The sequence below is a fragment of the Mesorhizobium sp. B3-2-1 genome (genome assembly GCF_006439515.1).
Classification (GTDB): domain Bacteria; phylum Pseudomonadota; class Alphaproteobacteria; order Rhizobiales; family Rhizobiaceae; genus Mesorhizobium.
Genome location: NZ_VFTI01000025.1, coordinates 14,211 through 29,295, shown reverse-complemented (window position 1 = coordinate 29,295; position 15,085 = coordinate 14,211). Strand labels below are relative to the sequence as shown.

The following is a 15,085-nucleotide window of genomic DNA, read 5'->3' as shown; positions in this document are numbered from 1 at the left end:
CCAAGGTTGACGATGGATTTGACACCGTCTCGTGGGCTGACGAATCCGTACTGTTCTGCCAAACCGACCGGCGAGGCTTTCTAGGAACATGGCCGCGAAGCTATGGAGCTTTCCTGAATAGCTGCTTGATCACGTTAACTGCCTCGGCGCCTGCCTCGGAAGCACCGAAACTCGGAGAAGCCGCTGTCGTGCCTTCGTGAATAAGGAACAGCGGCATCGCAAGGTGGGCCTGATCAGGGCCAAGCCGGCGCGAAATTTCCGCTCTCACTGCAAGCTTATTTCGTTCGACTTCTTGTCGAATGGCCATGCTTTGAGGATGGGAGGCAAGCGCCTGTACGAACAGACAGCCATGCGTTCCGGTTTCCTTCATCCACTCTTCAAGCCGAGAGAATAGGTGGAGGATTGCGGCCTGCCCTGTTTCGACCGGCGCATCCTGTCTGAGATGTTCGAGATATCGCTCGTGCCGAAACGCCAGCGCGCCCACGATCATATCATTTCGTGAGGGGAAATGCTTGTACAGGGTACGGATGCTCACATCGGCAGCGGCTCGCACGGCCTCTACGCCGGGCTCAGCAAAACCACGTTCCGCAAAAAGCTGATTTGCCGCAGAGGCAATCTTGACTCTTGTATCTCGCATGATAAAAGTACAGTGATCGTTCTACTTTTGAACTGAGTTCGAGTATTTTATCATGAGGGGGGCACGATGGGCAAAGGCTCGATCAAAGAAAAAGCGGCAAAGGCCATCGACCTCCGAGAACTGCGCCGCTATCGGCTTTCGCGTGTTCAGGAACAGTTGAGGGCGAGTGATGTCCCAGCCGTGCTGTTGTTTTATCCACAGAACATCCGGTACGCGACAGACATCGCCAACACCAATCTGATTTGGTCCTTCTACTCGCCTGTCAGATACGCCTTTGTGCCCGCCGTTGGCCTTCCAATCCTATTTGAATACGCGCTGGATAAATCTCCGGTGTCGGCTGACGAATACGAATTCCTCGGTGATGTCAGGCCAGCGATTTCGTTCGCAACTTTCTACAATCTCGACGCCAAGGCCCGAGCCGTGAAGGCGTTCTGTGACCAGATCGAAGGACTGATGCGAGAGTATTGCGGCGACGACCGTCGCTTGGCGATTGACAGTCTCGAACCCATTGCCTGCCGGGACCTGATAAAGCGAGGAGTCGACATCGTCGAAGGTGACGCCCTGATGATGCGCGCGCGCCTGATTAAGAATTCCGAAGAGATCAAATGCGTTCGCGCCGCCGTCGATGTCGCAGACCTCGGCGCGGTCAGGATCCGGGATGCTATTCGACCGGGCGTCACCGAACTCGATCTCTGGTCGATCTTGCATCAGACCAACATTGAACAAGGCGGAGAATGGATCGAAACGCAGCTCCTTTGCGCAGGCGCGCGCGCCAATCCGTGGTACAACGCCGCGAGTGACAAGGTTGTCCAGAACGGTGAGCTGGTCGTGTTCGACACCGATCTTGTCGGGCCGTTCGGTTACGTCGGTGACATTTCCCGGGCCTATCTGTGCGGTGACCAACAGCCCAACGCTGATCAGAAAGAGGCCTATCGGATAGCTTTCGACATGCTTCAGCACAATATGAGTCTGTTCAAACCCGGCGTCACGTTCCGCGGAATTTCCGAGACGTGCTTTGTGCCGCCAGAGCCATACCAAGCTGCTGCACTCGGCGTCGCCCATGGGGCTGGAGTGGAAATCGAGTTTCCTCTTGTCGAAAACCGGAACGGCATTGACGGGCTACCGTACCCAGACATGGCGCTTGAGCCTGGCATGGTTCTGTGTGCGGAGGCCTATATCGGAAAGGTGGGCGGATCTGTCGGTGTGAAACTCGAGCAGCAAGTCGTCATCACCGCCAACGGTTTCGAGTTGCTTAGCAAGTCCCCCTTCGATGAGCGTCTATTGAACTGAAACGCCCACCGCACCGAAATTCAAATCGCAGAAAGACCTAGCCATGCTCACCCCGGGACGAGGCGTGTCCTCGCACGCGATCACGCCAGCCGACGAAATTGCAATTCGAACTTATCGGCTCGATCGTCTCAGGAAGACACTAGCGGCCGCCGACATCGGCGCGGTCCTACTCTTCGATCCCGTCAACATTCGATATGCGACGGGAAGCCGTAATATGCAGGTTTGGACGATGCACAACGCATGTCGGTACGCGTTCGTGCCGGCCTCGGGTCCTGTTGTACTCTTCGACTACAGTCGCACACAGCATCTTTCGCGACATCTCGAAACGATCAACGAAATCCGCCCCGCGATCTCATGGGATTTCTTTGCTGCTGGCGATCGGTATCGGGAACAGGCGACAAGTTGGGCCAACGAGATCTCCGAACTTCTCTGGCGCAGCAGCGGAAATGGCGCGCGGCTAGCAATAGATCGAGCCGACTTGCTTCCACTGGAAGCACTTCACCAACTGGGCATCGAAGTCGTCGACGCCAAGCCGTACACGGAAGCCGCTCGCGCGATCAAATCCTTCGAGGAGATCAAGTCAATCCGGGACGCAGTCTCCGCCGGAGAGCGAGCAATGGCGGCTATGCATTCGGCGCTCGCCCCAGGTGAGCGCGAAAGCGACATGCTGGCGATCCTGTCGCTCGAAAATATCGCCAGCGGCGGAGAGTACATGGAAACCCGATTGCTTACGTCTGGTCCAAGAACCAATCCATGGTTGCAGGAGACCTCGGACCGGGTCATGGAAGCCGGAGATATGATGGCCTTCGATACAGACTTGATCGGGCGTCACGGGGTCTTCGTCGACATCTCCCGTGCCTGGATCGTCGGCGATCTCAAGCCGACAGACGAGCAGCGCACCATCTACGATCTCGCACGTGAGCAGCTGGAGTGCAACATGGCGCTTCTCAGACCGGGCGTCGAGTTCCGTGAGTTCGCGGAAAAGGCTTGGCCAATGCCTGAAATCTACGCGCCGAACCGATATGCCGAAATGATCCATGGAGCGGGTCTCGGTGTTGAATACCCGCTTGTCTACTACATTCAGGACTGGGAGGCCGCTGGCTATGATGGTCAGTTCGAGGAAAACATGGTCGTCTGTGTCGAAAGCTACATCGGTGCTGTCGGCGGTCGAGAGGGCGTGAAGCTTGAGCAACAGGTGCTCATAACCTCCACTGGGCCGGAAGTTCTATCGCACTACCGGTTCGAAAATGATCGCTGGTAACCGATACCGCCGGAACTGCTGCTCTCAATGAAACAAGAAACTCCGGAGCGAGCATCACACACCGCTGAGGCTTTCGGGCGCACGCTTCGGTGTTTCGCGGCGGGTACCCTTTGCAACTTACATGCCCTCCCGTTGATTAGGGGGTACTGACAGCGCATCGCGATGCCATGACTGCTGAGAAAGACTTTCGACCATGTTTAAAGCTGCAGGATACGATTACATCATCGTTGGCGCGGGAACGGCTGGATGCGTTCTCGCCAACCGTCTCAGTGAAGATGTCCGAGCGTCGGTTCTTCTCCTCGAAGCCGGCCCCGGCGACCGCAGTTGGATATTGCGAATGCCCGCCGGGCTGAGATCGGCGTTCAAGCCCACCAGCGCTTACAACTACTGGTTCAAGACCACACCGCAACCGCAATTGAACAATCGCGAGATCGACCAACCACGAGGACGGGTATTAGGTGGTTCTTCTTCGATCAACGGGATGACATTTCTGCGAAGCAATCCGCAGGACTTCGATGATTGGCGGAATCGCGACGGCTGCGAAGGCTGGGCATTCTCGGACTGCCTTCCATACTTCAAAAAGTCGGAGAACCTCCCAGGCGGACGGGAGCCGTTCCGTTCTTTGGATGGTATGGTCAAGGTACAACGTCAGGAGAACCTCGGCGAGTTGAACTCGGCGTTCCTTGTCGCAGGGCAAGAGGCGGGCCACCAACTTGTCTCAGACTTCAATGGCTATCGCCAAGAAGGTGTCGGCAGGTTCGAAATGAGCGTGCGTGATGGCGTCCGTTCGAGTTCTTCGAACGCATACCTTCATTCTCAGCCTAAACGACCGAACCTCCACATCCAGACAGGCTGCCAAGTTCTCAGGGTTCTGTTCCACGGTAGCCGGGCCATCGGCCTCAGTGTGAGGCGTGGCTCAGAGACAAAGGAAATCTTTGCGTCTCAGGAAGTCATCATGAGTTCCGGGACGTTCGGCACGCCGCAGACGCTGATGTTGTCCGGCGTTGGACCTGCTGACGAACTAAGGCGGCTGGGCATAGACGTCGTACTCGACTCGCCCAACCTCGGGCGAAACCTTCACGACCATATCGAGACGCATATCCAGGTTGAATGCGATCTCAAGTACAGCCTCAATCAGTACCTTCGCCTCGACAGGATGGTGATGACGGGTGCGGAATGGTTCGCCTTCAAGACTGGAGCCGCCGGCGTGAATCAATGCCATGTCGGCGCGTTCATGCGGAGCGATGCGACCATCACGCACCCGAACCTCCAGGTTCACTTTTTCCCGGTCTTCTTCGGCCCCAATTGGATTCCAGACCCGAACAAGGGCGGGTATCGTCTCGGCGTCGGACCCTTGCGACCTGAAAGCCGCGGTACCGTGCACCTCCGCTCGGCCGACCCGTCCGAGCGGCCCCTCATCGATCCGAATTACCTCGCAACTGAGCGTGATCGAAGCGAGATGCTGTCAGGCCTGAAGCTCGGACGCGACATCCTTGCTCAGAATGCATTTTCCTCGTACCGAAAACGAGAAGACGCTCCCGGCGAAACTTGTCGCACCGACATAGACCTATGGGAGTTCATCAGACGCGATGCCTCAAGCTCGTATCACCCCGTTGGAACCGCTCGCATGGGGCCCGAGGATGGCGAGCGGTCAGTGGTCGATCTAAACCTCAAGCTGATCGGAGCGGACAACCTTCGCATCGTGGATGCGTCCATCATTCCGTCTGTTACGAGCGCCAACACAAATGCCGCCGTCTTCATGATCGGAGAGAAGGCATCCGATATCATTCGGGGCCGCAGCCCGCTCCCCGCCCAACACGTCGACTATTTTAAAGCCACGGCAAAAGAGGTGCTAGCCAATGCAGTCGGACAGAACGTTTAAATCAGAATTGGTGTCCCGCAGCGAGTCGACGCCGGAAACCGTTGCGACAGCTGGAGCGTGGGAGTTGTGGCGAGTGGAGCCGTCGCTGCCGTTCGAAATCGAATACGATCGAGCAGTGACATTTTTCGCGGTTAGCGGCCATGCCGAGATCACCTTCAATGACGGTACCTTGCTTGATGTGCGTGCCGGCGATTTGGTAACGATCCGACCGCCGCTCAAGGGTGTCTGGCGCGTGATCGAGCCGATTGAGAATCGATACCAATACCACACTTGAAAGCTGGAATTCGATCGCACAAGTGCGCCGCTACTACCACGTACGTACGCGAAGCGCAGATACGTTGTTTTGGCGCGCTGGAAATCTCGAAAAAATGGCGGACACCCGAGCCGAACGCATTGCCCTTGATCTTGACGCACGGTTGGCCGAGCATTTCGCCGAAATGATCGGCCGTCTTACCGACCCGCGTCGGTATGTCGGCGATCCGGCCGAAGCTTTCGACGTTGTGGTTCCATCGACAAGAGCTGGCTCCGCTATCATTGCTGACATAAGGCTGTCAGCACTGCATCGCCTAGAACGCCTTCGTCGAACTTCGAGCAATAGAGGGTGTTGTGTTGACTAGCTTGGACGTAAAGCCCTTCAAGATTGCGATTCCCGAGGCCGAGATCAGTGACCTCAAGGATCGCCTCGCCCGCACACGCTGGCCGGATACGATCCCTGGCTCGGACTGGGATTATGGCATCGATCTCGCCTGGACCAAGGAGATGGTCGCTTATTGGCGCGACGGCTTCGATTGGCGCAAGCAGGAAGCGATGCTCAATGGGTTCCCGCAGTTCAGGGCTACGATTGACGGCCAGACGGTCCATTTCATACATGTCCGCTCGCCCGAACCGAACGCGCTGCCCTTGATCTTGACCCACGGTTGGCCGAGCACCTTCGCCGATTTCGCCGAAATGATCAGCCCTCTTACTGACCCGCGTCGGTATGGAGGCGATCCGGCCGAAGCTTTCGACGTTGTGGTTCCATCTATCCCCGGCTTTGGCTTCTCGGGCCCGACGCAGGCGCCGGGCTGGGACAGCGCGCGTATCGCAAGGGTGTGGGACACCCTGATGCGCGGTCTCGGCTACGCGCGCTACGGGGCGCATGGCGGCGATGCGGGCTCGTTCATCTCGCGCCAGATGGGCGTTGCAAAGCCTGACGGGCTGGTGGGTATCCACGTCCTCGAGATTTGGGACTTTCCGACCGGTGCGCCGGGGGAATTGGACGACCTCACGGCTTTGGAGAAGGAGCGTATGACGTTCATCGCCGGCTTCAATGACCTCTCCTGCCATCAGGGAGTTCACCAGACTCGACCATTGACGCTCGCCTATGGCCTCACCGATTCGCCCGTAGGCCAGCTCGCCTGGATCTGCGACCCCCTGATGGGGTTGGGCCGCTTTGCGCCGCCCGAGCCGCGGGACCGCGATGCGGTTCTCACGAACGTATCCATCTACTGGTTCACGAAGACGGCCGGTTCATCCGCTCGCTGGTATTTTGAGGATGCCCGGAGCGGCGCGGGCGCGCCCGACAAGCCCAATCCGATCCCCACTGGCGTCGCCCTGTTCCCATACAATTTCCAGTCAGTGCGCAAGATCGCCGAGCGCTCGAACAACATCGTCCACTGGTCGACCTTCGATCGCGGCGGCCACTTCGCCGCGCTCGAAGTGCCGGACCTCCTCGTCGGCGACGTCCGGCAATTCTTCCGCCGCTTCCGCTGACTAGAACGTCGAAGAGTCAAAGAGGACGGGCTGCAACTTGCGGCAGACGCCCGAAGGATTAATGAGGAACCATGCGGCCAGCGGTCGCGCTATGCGCAGCGTTGTCGTCAACCGACAGCGTGTGAAGATGGCGGACGCGCGGGCGCTGGCAGAACGCGTTGGTTGCACGGACGTGCAATCTGTGATGGCCAACGGGAAATTTGGTGTTCCATTGCCGCAACCGCTTCACCACTTATCACCGGAGATCTTGACGTCGTAACACTCACGATGCAACTCGCTCGATCCGCAAATTGAACGCGATCGCAATTGGCCCGGGTTCTTAACTTTCGAGTGCTCGTTTGAGCTCTGACAGACAGCTTTCGATTTGTGAAAGTGGCACCGACCCAAATCCGAGTACCAGGAATTGCTGTTCGCTTTCGGCATCCATCACATAGTTTGAAGGATGAGCGATCCTCAGTCGCTTTTCCTGGCAGATTTTCATCACCTTTCTTGCATTCGAGGGGCTGCCCAGATCCAGGAAGAATTGCAGACCACCAGGTGGCGCGTTGAAATTCCAATCCGGGAACCCATCATGGAGCAGTTTCACAATCCTGTCTCGTTTTCGCCGGTAAACGGTTCGCATCCGATTGATATGGCGAGTGATTGTGCCCTCCGCGAGCAATTCCGCCACCCAACGTTGCAGGATCGTACTGGTCCCCCGAGACAAACTCCAATGTAATGTTGCCATTTCCCGGATCAGCGACTGTTCCGCAACGACGTACCCCAGTCGCAAGCTGTTGAAGAGCGTTTTTGAGAAAGTTCCCAGGTAGATCACCGCATCGCTACAGTCGCTTGCCTTCAAAGCGGGCTGCGGCTGGCGATCATAGTAGTATTCGCTGTCGTAATCGTCTTCGATAACAAGCAGATTGTTTCGAAGCATTGCGCTGCGGATTTCCGCGCGCCGTGGTTCCGTCAGCGTGACGCATTGCGGGAAATGATGTTCCGGCATCAGATAGACCACATCATCGCCTCTGAGATCCGTGGCCGACAATACGATCCCGTCGGCGTCTACAGCATGCTCGCATAACTCGAAGCCGAAGCGAGCGAAGTTGCGTGCGATGTCGAGATAACCCGGTACTCCAAAATGCAGCCTCCGATGGCTGTGTGCCAACGTCAGCGCGATCAGCACGGCGCCATATTGGGTGCCTGGCACCACCAGCACTTCGTTTGGATGTGCTTCAATGCCGCGTTCCGACAGAATATTTTCGCAAATTAGACGCCTCAGCATGGGGTCGCCTGCGCTTTCAGCAAAGGATTTCAGGTGACTTGGATAGCGCAGGACCCTGTCGAAGCTGCCGCGCAATGCAGTGATGGGCAGATGGCTCGTGTCGGCTATGCTTGGAAGAAATGAAAGCTCTCGCGGGTCAAGATTCACTGGCTCGTCTGGAGCGCGATAAAGCTTGTTCCGTGTCGTTTCGAACCCGCGTGGGCTCTCGTACCGCTTCTTCAAACCGTTAACGTGCGTGACCACCGTTCCGCAACCAACGCGGCTTTCGCAAAGCCCGGCAGCGCACAGCTCTTCATACGCATAGACTACCGTGCCCCGAGCCACACCCAGTTGGCGAGCAAGATCCCGCGACGAAGGGAGTCTCGTGTCGCGGCCAACTTCACCATGTTCAATCTGAAAGCGAATCTGATCCGCAATCTGTCGGTGGAGCGGTATCGATTTGTGGTCTTCCCTCAACGTGATCTGGAGCATGCGGCTGGCCCTTCCGGGCCAAATTTTCTACCACAATGGCCCATTCACTTAGCAAAGAACTATGCCAATGTGACTGAAATAGCATAGGCATGGCGGGGATGAAAATAGCCCTGCATCGGGGAACGGCATTTTTGTAAGTGGCAAGCAGGCATCGCATCGCGAGAGCAAATACCAAAACAAACATGAAGAAACGCAAGGTCAAGCTTTTGCGTAGGAGATCGCTTATGTCCGTTACACCATTGAACCCCGCGGGGCTTGCCGCACCTCTCGCTCCGTATTCAGTGGGCGTGAAGGCCGGCAACACGATCTATGTATCCGGCGTTCTTCCGCTCGATACGGACGGCAAGACATTCGGGGCTGGGGACGTGCGCAAGCAGACGAGATTTGTGATCGAGACGATCCAGAAGATTCTTCATGAGGGAGGCGGGACGTTGCAAGATATTGCCTTCAATACTGTGATCTTGAAAGACATGGCGGATTATGCTTCTGTCAATGAAGTATACCGCGAGTTCTTCAGCGAAAGTCCGCCAGCCAGATATTGCATTGCCGCCAAGCTCGTACGGGAAGACTTCTTGGTGGAAATCGCGTCGATCGCGCATGTAAGCCCCGCCTAGGCAGTGGCTTCAGAGAGAACGGTACCATCATGGACTTTGGCGAAGCGCTCAATATCCGCATGGACGAATTCGCTGCTGCGTGCACGCAATGCGGAAAGTGTTTTGAAGCTTGCCCCATGACCGGCCCCGCAGGGATAGGTGATGCTGAACCCAAGATGGTCCTGTCCGGCATCGTGGATCTCCTTCGAGGAAATGCGGGCAATGCTGAAGCCGAATCCTGGGCGTCCGCCTGTTCGAGCAGCGGTTATTGCATTGAGGCATGCGACTACGGCGTGAACCCTCGCACGATGGTTCGTCTCGCGCACTTCGCCTCGACGCGACTGCGTGACGGCGATGCGGTCAAGGGCAATGCCATGAAGTCGTTTCGTGCCATGGCAAAGTCGGTCCGCGTCATCTCAAGGCTGCAACTGGACTCGGAGGTCATCGACAAGCTCCAGCCGCCGCCGGGAAGAAGCAGGCCCCAAACTTCGCCCGACGTGTCGTTCTACACCGGCTGCAACGCACACAAGACGCCCCATATTCTCATCCTCTGCCTCGAGGTTATCCGGGCGATGGGGTTTACATATGAAGTTGTAGGCGGCCCGACGGCATGTTGCGGCGTATTTCAGTTCCTGTCGGGCGACGGAGAAACCTCGGGTCGGGCGGGCCTGAGCACGCTCAGGCAAATCGACGAGATCGGGGCGAGGGAAAAGCTGTCCTGGTGCCCGAGTTGCCAGAGCCAGTTCGATGAGATCATCATTCCGAACCATGAGAAAATGACCGGCGACAGCGATTTCGCACTGACGCCATTCTTCATATTTCTCGAGAGGCACATCGATCAATTAGAGAAATTGCTCGTCTTGCCCGTGCGCAAACGCGTGGCGCTCAACGAGCGCCCCGGATATCCCGGCGTGGTTCGCGCCGTGAAGCGAATTTTGCAATCGATACCGGAGCTGGAATTCGTCGAACTCAATGTGCCACGGGCCGGTCTGATGTCGAACTATCTGACAGTTGCGCCAAAGTTCAAGGATGAACTTCGCGAACAGGAATTCAAGGCCGCGGCAGATGCGGGCGTCACGACGCTCGCAACCATCTTCCACGCATGCCATCGGGAGCTTTGTCATTTCGAAGAACGGGTCGCCTTCGAAATCGTCAATGTAATGGAGCTGATCGGGCAGAGCATGGGCGTCAAAGCCGAAGATGTATACAAGCGACTGAAGATGATGAGTGAAGTAGAAGCGATGATGGACGACTGTTCCGATCTGCTTAGTCGTCACGGACTTGATCCGAATGAAGCTCGTGATGTTCTGCTTGCAGACCAGCTGGCCGCCAAACCTCTTCAAGGCCGCTTCGTAGAAAATGATCGGCGTTAGGCTGAATGTGGGGAGAGGAAATTCTTGCCAAGAATAGTTTTCATTACCCGCGAAGGCGAGCGTCGTACGGTCGAAGGCGCTGTAGGATCATCTGTAATGCTCGCTGCAAGAGGCAATAACATTGCCGGCATCGAGGCCGAATGCGCCGGCGCGCTCTCATGCGGCACGTGTCATGTCTATGTCGCGCCGGAGTTCGCTTCAAGGTTTCCTGCCCCGAGTGAGCAGGAAGAAGAGATGCTGCAATTCGTCGCTGCCGAACGACGGGAGGGGAGTCGTCTCTCCTGCCAGATCGTCGTCACCGATGACCTCGATGAGCTCACGTTGGAGATACCTGAAACGCAGGGATGACCGCGCTTGCTTGTTGGCCCGCTCTTGGTCGAAGCACCGCTCGAACAGGCTGAAATACGCAACTGGACAGCAAGAATGGTCCTGAGCTGCAAACTGGGGAAATGCTGTGACAGCCAATGAACCAATTACGATTGTCGGGGCCGGTCATGCCGGCTTACAGCTGGCGGCATCGTTGCGGCAGCTTGGTTCAGACGACCCCATCGTCCTCGTCAACAACGAACCACACCTTCCATACCAACGACCCCCACTGTCGAAAGCCTTCCTTCAAGGGACCGCTGATCCGGAGACTGTGTCCTTTCGATCGCAAAGCTTTTTCAGAGACCAGCGGATCAACCTTGTCGACGACGAGGTCATCGCTATCGACCGGTTCGCGCGCAAAGCAATCTTCCAGTCCGGGCACTCGCTGACCTATCGCCACCTCGTCATCGCAACTGGAGCCCGGAACCGGGTGCTTCAGATGCCGAACGCCGACCACGATGATGTTCACTACCTGCGGACGCTCGCGGATAGTGAAACGATCCGGGGCCGGTTGGCCAAGGTGAAACGCGTCATCGTCATCGGCGCCGGCTTTATTGGCCTTGAGTTCGCTTCCACTGCGGCACAGATGGGGATCGACGTCGACATCATCGAATTGGCGCCGCGGATCATGGCACGCGTCGTTTCACCTACGGTTTCCGCATATTTCCAGAAGCGGCACGAAGCTGCCGGTTGCCGGGTGCATTGCGGACGCGCCGTGGCCGCGATCGAGACAGCCAACGGCCGGCTGCAAGGCGTGCTGCTTGATGATGGACGGATGCTGGCCGCAGATCTCATTGTCGTGGGCATCGGCGTGGTTCCCAATGTGGAATTGGCGCTGGAAGCCGGATTACCCTCTGAGGAAGGGATTGCGGTGGATGAGCACCTCGCCACCCTGGATCCAAACATTTCCGCGATTGGCGACTGCGCCCGGTTTTCGAGCCCTCGTTATCCTTCTGCCGTGCGCCTTGAATCGGTAGCGAATGCAACGGATCAGGCGAAATGTCTTGCCGCGCGCCTTACCGGACTGCCGAAACCGTTCGAGAGCGTCGCCTGGTTCTGGAGCGATCAAGGCAGCGATAAGCTGCAGATTGCCGGATTCTTTGAGCGCCACGATGAGGCAGTCGTCCGCGGCGACCCCGATCAAAACTCATTCTCTGTATTTTTCTATGGTCAAGGAAAGTTGCTCGGCGTCGAATCTGTGAACCGCTCTGGCGATCACATGGCGGCGCGGCGGCTTCTTGCGGCGGGCGTGACAGTCTGCCCGAGCCATGCTGCGAACCCCTCATTCGAGTTGAAAAATGCACTATAGGAGCTTTGTCCAAGCGGCCATGTCCACCCATCGCGTAGGTTCATCAACGCCAAGTCACAGCGAGGCCACCGCAACGACATAACTTTTGATGCCACCAGGGAGAAAACAAATGAATCGGGTCACCCGACGCGCTCTCTTGGGCGGCATCGCCATCGGAACTCTGCTGGCGACAATCTCGGAGCTTCTGCCGCTCGCCCGGTGAATACCGGACCGCCATGCCGAGCATCCTGCATTGACGCATTCGAGGACGCCACGTGTTCCACAGTAGATAAAATCTGAGGAGCTGTCCGCTTTGACTATCATGTCGTGGAAACGAGCGGCGGCCACGCTTCGCATGCCCATCTACTTGCCTGTGCAGTCCGTGTGAGATTGGTAAAGTTGGAGAATGCCGGTGGATTTTTCTGAACACGAGATCGAAACGATCCGCGCCGCGACTCCGGGCGTGACCCAGCGAATTCACATGAACAATGCTGGCGCGGCGTTGATGCCTCAAGTGGTTGTAGGTGCCATGATCGATCATATCCAGCATGAGGCATCAATCGGCGGCTATGAAGCTCATGCAGTGTCCTTCAGTCGCACAGAGGCGGTATATGACAGTGTTGCACGGTTGATTGGTGCGGCCCGCGATGAAATTTCCCTGGCGGAGAATGCGACGCTTGCCTGGCAACGGGTCTTTTACTCTCTTCGTTTCCTCCCGGGAGACCGAATTCTGACTACGACGGCTGAGTTTGCCGCCAACTATGTCGCCTATCTACAGACGGCCCGCAAAACGGGTGCGCGTGTGGAAATCATTCCTGATGACGCATCGGGAGCGCTCGATCCAATAGCGCTCGAGAAAATGATCGACGAAAAGGTCAAATTGATCGCTGTTACATGGGTTCCATCCAACGGGGGGTTGGTCAACCCCGCGGCAGGAGTCGGCCGAATAGCACGGGCACACAACATCCCGTACCTGCTGGACGCATGCCAAGCGGCGGGACAAATCCCCATAGACGTGGCTGAACTCGGTTGCGATATGCTCACGGCAACAGGCCGCAAGTTCTTGCGGGCCCCGCGGGGTACGGGTTTCCTCTATGTCCGCCGGGAATTCCTTCAGGCAATCGAGCCTGCTTTCATCGATCTATTCGGTGCGCCGTGGGTTGGGGATGACCGCTACGAGTTGCGGCCAGATGCTCGGCGTTTCGAAACATGGGAAGCGAATTACACTGCTCGACTGGGTCTGGGGGCAGCCATAGACTTTGCACTTTCGGTCGGGCTTCGTAGAATTGAACAGCGTTGCCGGAAGCTCTCCGGTGATCTGAGGTCCGAGTTGGCCAAGGTGCCCGGGATTGTCATACGAGATCTCGGCGTCAACCTGGCGTCGATCGTGTCGTTTACGCACGATACGCTCGACGCAAAGGAAATAATGGCGAAGCTTACGGCCCAGGGCATCAACGTTTCTGTGTCACCTCCAGCGACAACACCGGTCGACTCGTCTGCACGGCGCCTTCCAAGTGTTGTTCGTGTCTCCCCCCATTACTACAACACCCCGGAGGAGATTGCTGACACCGTGGCCGCAATCCGAGGGATCGTGACCACCACGACAAAGTCGCCTGGCCTCAGTTCGGGCGCGAGCGCATGTTCAACATAGGCCACGAATACGACGCCGTTCATTGGCCCGTCCAGTACCATGGGCACGGTCAGCCCGTCGAGATGAAGCCCGGCTGTGAAGGGTCGTGATTTCTGATAACCATGGGAAATTGCTGCCCGGCATTGTTCGCCGCGTCGGCTGCGTTCGCGCAACCTTGGTCGAGGCGGAGCGGCCGCACGCCTTGGTGTCGCTTGGCACTTAATCGTAAGACGCTACATTCGCTGGCTCTTTTGGTCTTCATGCCATCCCGTAGCGAATGCCTGCTGTCCCTTCGCGGCCCATAGCTCCCGCGCATGCTCGCCTTCATGGCTCTGCAGCTTGGCGGCGATCCACAGTAGCGCGCCGTAGATGACGGCGCGATCATCGGCGGTCAGATCAACGATGCCTGCCTTGATGACGAGACCGCCGAGTTCGATGAGATGGCGGGTGCGCTTGCGGCGGTCAACCTCCCAGGCGCGCATGTCATTCCGAGCCTGTGCCGCTCGCCGCCGATTGTGGGCGGCCCGATTGCGCCGGAGCGCCGCGAAGGTTGCGCTGAGGTGCCAGAACAGTGCGCTGTGGCCGGCTCTCGAAAAACATCGCACCGCGCTTGGCCCATGCCTCCTTCTTTCCGTCGTCTTTCGTTTCAGCGATTGCGACCAGCGCTCCGGCCAGTTCGTCGGTGCTGAGTTGATCGGCGCCGGTGGCGATCGCCAGTTCGCCGAGTTGCTGCACCTTGCGAGTCTTAAGTTCCCTAGCCTTGTCCTCCAGAGCTTTCAGTTCCGCATCGTAGTCGCGTGGCTTGCGCATTTGCTTTCGAATATGTCGAGCTCCATGAAACGAAACAGGCCCGGCGATCGCTCGCGACCCCGGACCCTCATTTATGTGGTGAAACGATCAGGCGGCCGCGCGCCGCCTCGACGACGTCGGCGCCGACCTCGTCGGCGGAGACCTCCTCGGGATAGGCGCGGCCGTAGGAGTTGCTGGCAAGCCAGCGCTCGGCCGCCTCGGAGTTTTCGGCCGGACGCAGAAGCTCCGGGCTGTCGCCGAGGGCCTGCAGCACGCGGACCATGCCGATTTTGGGGCGCTCGACGATTTCGAACCGCAGGTCGCTCTCGACGGACCAGGTGAGTCTGACCGAGACGACGATAATGCCGCCCTGCCCGAAATCACCCTCATGCAGAGCGAAGTACGCGGGCGAGGAGTAGGTCGCGCGCGTTCGCGGCGGTTCCTTCTTGACTAGACGGCCGACGCCGTTGCGGCTCTCCTAGGCGG

General features: G+C 57.7%; 15 protein-coding genes. 10 read left to right on the top strand and 5 right to left on the bottom strand.

Annotated elements, in window-relative coordinates:
• Positions 1-100: 100 nt before the first annotated feature.
• Positions 101-637: a TetR/AcrR family transcriptional regulator gene (locus FJW08_RS23215; RefSeq protein ID WP_140812456.1), complete on the bottom strand. Its 537-nt coding sequence runs from the start codon at positions 635-637 to the stop codon at positions 101-103.
• A gap of 66 nt (positions 638-703) precedes the next feature.
• Here FJW08_RS23215 and FJW08_RS23210 point away from each other — a divergent pair, with 66 nt between their 5' ends.
• From FJW08_RS23210 to FJW08_RS23185, 5 genes are all read left to right on the top strand, one after another.
• The gene (locus FJW08_RS23210; protein ID WP_140812455.1) at positions 704-1,927 is read left to right on the top strand and encodes a Xaa-Pro peptidase family protein; all 1,224 of its coding nucleotides are present in this window, start codon (positions 704-706) and stop codon (positions 1,925-1,927) included.
• Positions 1,928-1,991: 64 nt separating this feature from the next.
• Entirely contained in the window at positions 1,992-3,188 is a 1,197-nt protein-coding gene (locus tag FJW08_RS23205; RefSeq protein ID WP_210241211.1) for a Xaa-Pro peptidase family protein, read from the top strand.
• Between the two features lie 193 nt (positions 3,189-3,381).
• Positions 3,382-5,070 (top strand): choline dehydrogenase, encoded by a 1,689-nt coding sequence (locus FJW08_RS23200; RefSeq protein ID WP_140812453.1) that lies wholly within the window; start codon positions 3,382-3,384, stop codon positions 5,068-5,070.
• A complete protein-coding gene (locus tag FJW08_RS23195; RefSeq protein WP_140812452.1) occupies positions 5,048-5,344 on the top strand; it encodes a cupin domain-containing protein in 297 nt (98 codons plus the stop codon). The genes FJW08_RS23200 and FJW08_RS23195 overlap by 23 nt, the downstream gene beginning before the upstream one ends.
• Positions 5,345-5,679: 335 nt before the next feature.
• A complete protein-coding gene (locus tag FJW08_RS23185; protein WP_140812451.1) occupies positions 5,680-6,822 on the top strand; it encodes an epoxide hydrolase family protein in 1,143 nt (380 codons plus the stop codon).
• A 319-nt stretch (positions 6,823-7,141) separates the two neighbouring features.
• Here FJW08_RS23185 and FJW08_RS23180 read toward each other — a convergent pair whose 3' ends face one another.
• Entirely contained in the window at positions 7,142-8,560 is a 1,419-nt protein-coding gene (locus FJW08_RS23180) for a PLP-dependent aminotransferase family protein (protein WP_140812450.1), read from the bottom strand.
• Positions 8,561-8,784: 224 nt separating this feature from the next.
• On the opposite strand from FJW08_RS23180, the gene FJW08_RS23175 reads away from it, so the two are divergent.
• From FJW08_RS23175 to FJW08_RS23155, 5 genes are all read left to right on the top strand, one after another.
• Positions 8,785-9,174: a Rid family hydrolase gene (locus tag FJW08_RS23175; RefSeq protein WP_140812449.1), complete on the top strand. Its 390-nt coding sequence runs from the start codon at positions 8,785-8,787 to the stop codon at positions 9,172-9,174.
• Positions 9,175-9,203: 29 nt separating this feature from the next.
• Positions 9,204-10,526 (top strand): (Fe-S)-binding protein, encoded by a 1,323-nt coding sequence (locus FJW08_RS23170; RefSeq protein ID WP_140812448.1) that lies wholly within the window; start codon positions 9,204-9,206, stop codon positions 10,524-10,526.
• 24 nt (positions 10,527-10,550) lie between these two features.
• Positions 10,551-10,874: a 2Fe-2S iron-sulfur cluster-binding protein gene (locus FJW08_RS23165; RefSeq protein ID WP_140812447.1), complete on the top strand. Its 324-nt coding sequence runs from the start codon at positions 10,551-10,553 to the stop codon at positions 10,872-10,874.
• Positions 10,875-10,980: 106 nt separating this feature from the next.
• A complete protein-coding gene (locus tag FJW08_RS23160; RefSeq protein ID WP_140812446.1) occupies positions 10,981-12,201 on the top strand; it encodes an FAD-dependent oxidoreductase in 1,221 nt (406 codons plus the stop codon).
• Between the two features lie 385 nt (positions 12,202-12,586).
• On the top strand, positions 12,587-13,831 hold the full coding sequence (locus FJW08_RS23155) for an aminotransferase class V-fold PLP-dependent enzyme (RefSeq protein WP_140812445.1): 1,245 nt from the start codon (positions 12,587-12,589) through the stop codon (positions 13,829-13,831).
• A gap of 212 nt (positions 13,832-14,043) precedes the next feature.
• On the opposite strand, the gene FJW08_RS23150 is transcribed toward FJW08_RS23155, so the two are convergent.
• From FJW08_RS23150 to FJW08_RS33385, 3 genes are all read right to left on the bottom strand, one after another.
• Complete coding sequence (locus tag FJW08_RS23150) at positions 14,044-14,292, bottom strand: conjugal transfer protein TraD (protein WP_140812444.1); 249 nt, start codon at positions 14,290-14,292, stop codon at positions 14,044-14,046.
• A gap of 1 nt (position 14,293) precedes the next feature.
• Positions 14,294-14,620 carry a conjugal transfer protein TraD gene (locus FJW08_RS23145; protein WP_140812443.1) on the bottom strand — a complete coding sequence of 109 codons (327 nt, stop codon included), beginning with the start codon at positions 14,618-14,620 and terminating at the stop codon, positions 14,294-14,296.
• 67 nt (positions 14,621-14,687) lie between these two features.
• A complete protein-coding gene (locus FJW08_RS33385; RefSeq protein WP_348642694.1) occupies positions 14,688-14,882 on the bottom strand; it encodes a hypothetical protein in 195 nt (64 codons plus the stop codon).
• Positions 14,883-15,085: the final 203 nt, after the last annotated feature.

Excerpts from the sequence above, each read along its gene's own strand:
- FJW08_RS23155 (WP_140812445.1), top strand. The coding sequence starts at position 12,587 with ATGCCGGTGGATTTTTCTGAACACGAGATCGAAACGATCCGCGCCGCG.
- FJW08_RS23150 (WP_140812444.1), bottom strand. The coding sequence starts at position 14,292 with ATGCGCGCCTGGGAGGTTGACCGCCGCAAGCGCACCCGCCATCTCATC.
- FJW08_RS23215 (WP_140812456.1), bottom strand. The coding sequence starts at position 637 with ATGCGAGATACAAGAGTCAAGATTGCCTCTGCGGCAAATCAGCTTTTT.
- FJW08_RS33385 (WP_348642694.1), bottom strand. The coding sequence starts at position 14,882 with ATGGTCCGCGTGCTGCAGGCCCTCGGCGACAGCCCGGAGCTTCTGCGT.
- FJW08_RS23210 (WP_140812455.1), top strand. The coding sequence starts at position 704 with ATGGGCAAAGGCTCGATCAAAGAAAAAGCGGCAAAGGCCATCGACCTC.
- FJW08_RS23195 (WP_140812452.1), top strand. The coding sequence starts at position 5,048 with ATGCAGTCGGACAGAACGTTTAAATCAGAATTGGTGTCCCGCAGCGAG.
- FJW08_RS23170 (WP_140812448.1), top strand. The coding sequence starts at position 9,204 with ATGGACTTTGGCGAAGCGCTCAATATCCGCATGGACGAATTCGCTGCT.
- FJW08_RS23180 (WP_140812450.1), bottom strand. The coding sequence starts at position 8,560 with ATGCTCCAGATCACGTTGAGGGAAGACCACAAATCGATACCGCTCCAC.
- FJW08_RS23200 (WP_140812453.1), top strand. The coding sequence starts at position 3,382 with ATGTTTAAAGCTGCAGGATACGATTACATCATCGTTGGCGCGGGAACG.
- FJW08_RS23145 (WP_140812443.1), bottom strand. The coding sequence starts at position 14,620 with ATGCGCAAGCCACGCGACTACGATGCGGAACTGAAAGCTCTGGAGGAC.
- FJW08_RS23175 (WP_140812449.1), top strand. The coding sequence starts at position 8,785 with ATGTCCGTTACACCATTGAACCCCGCGGGGCTTGCCGCACCTCTCGCT.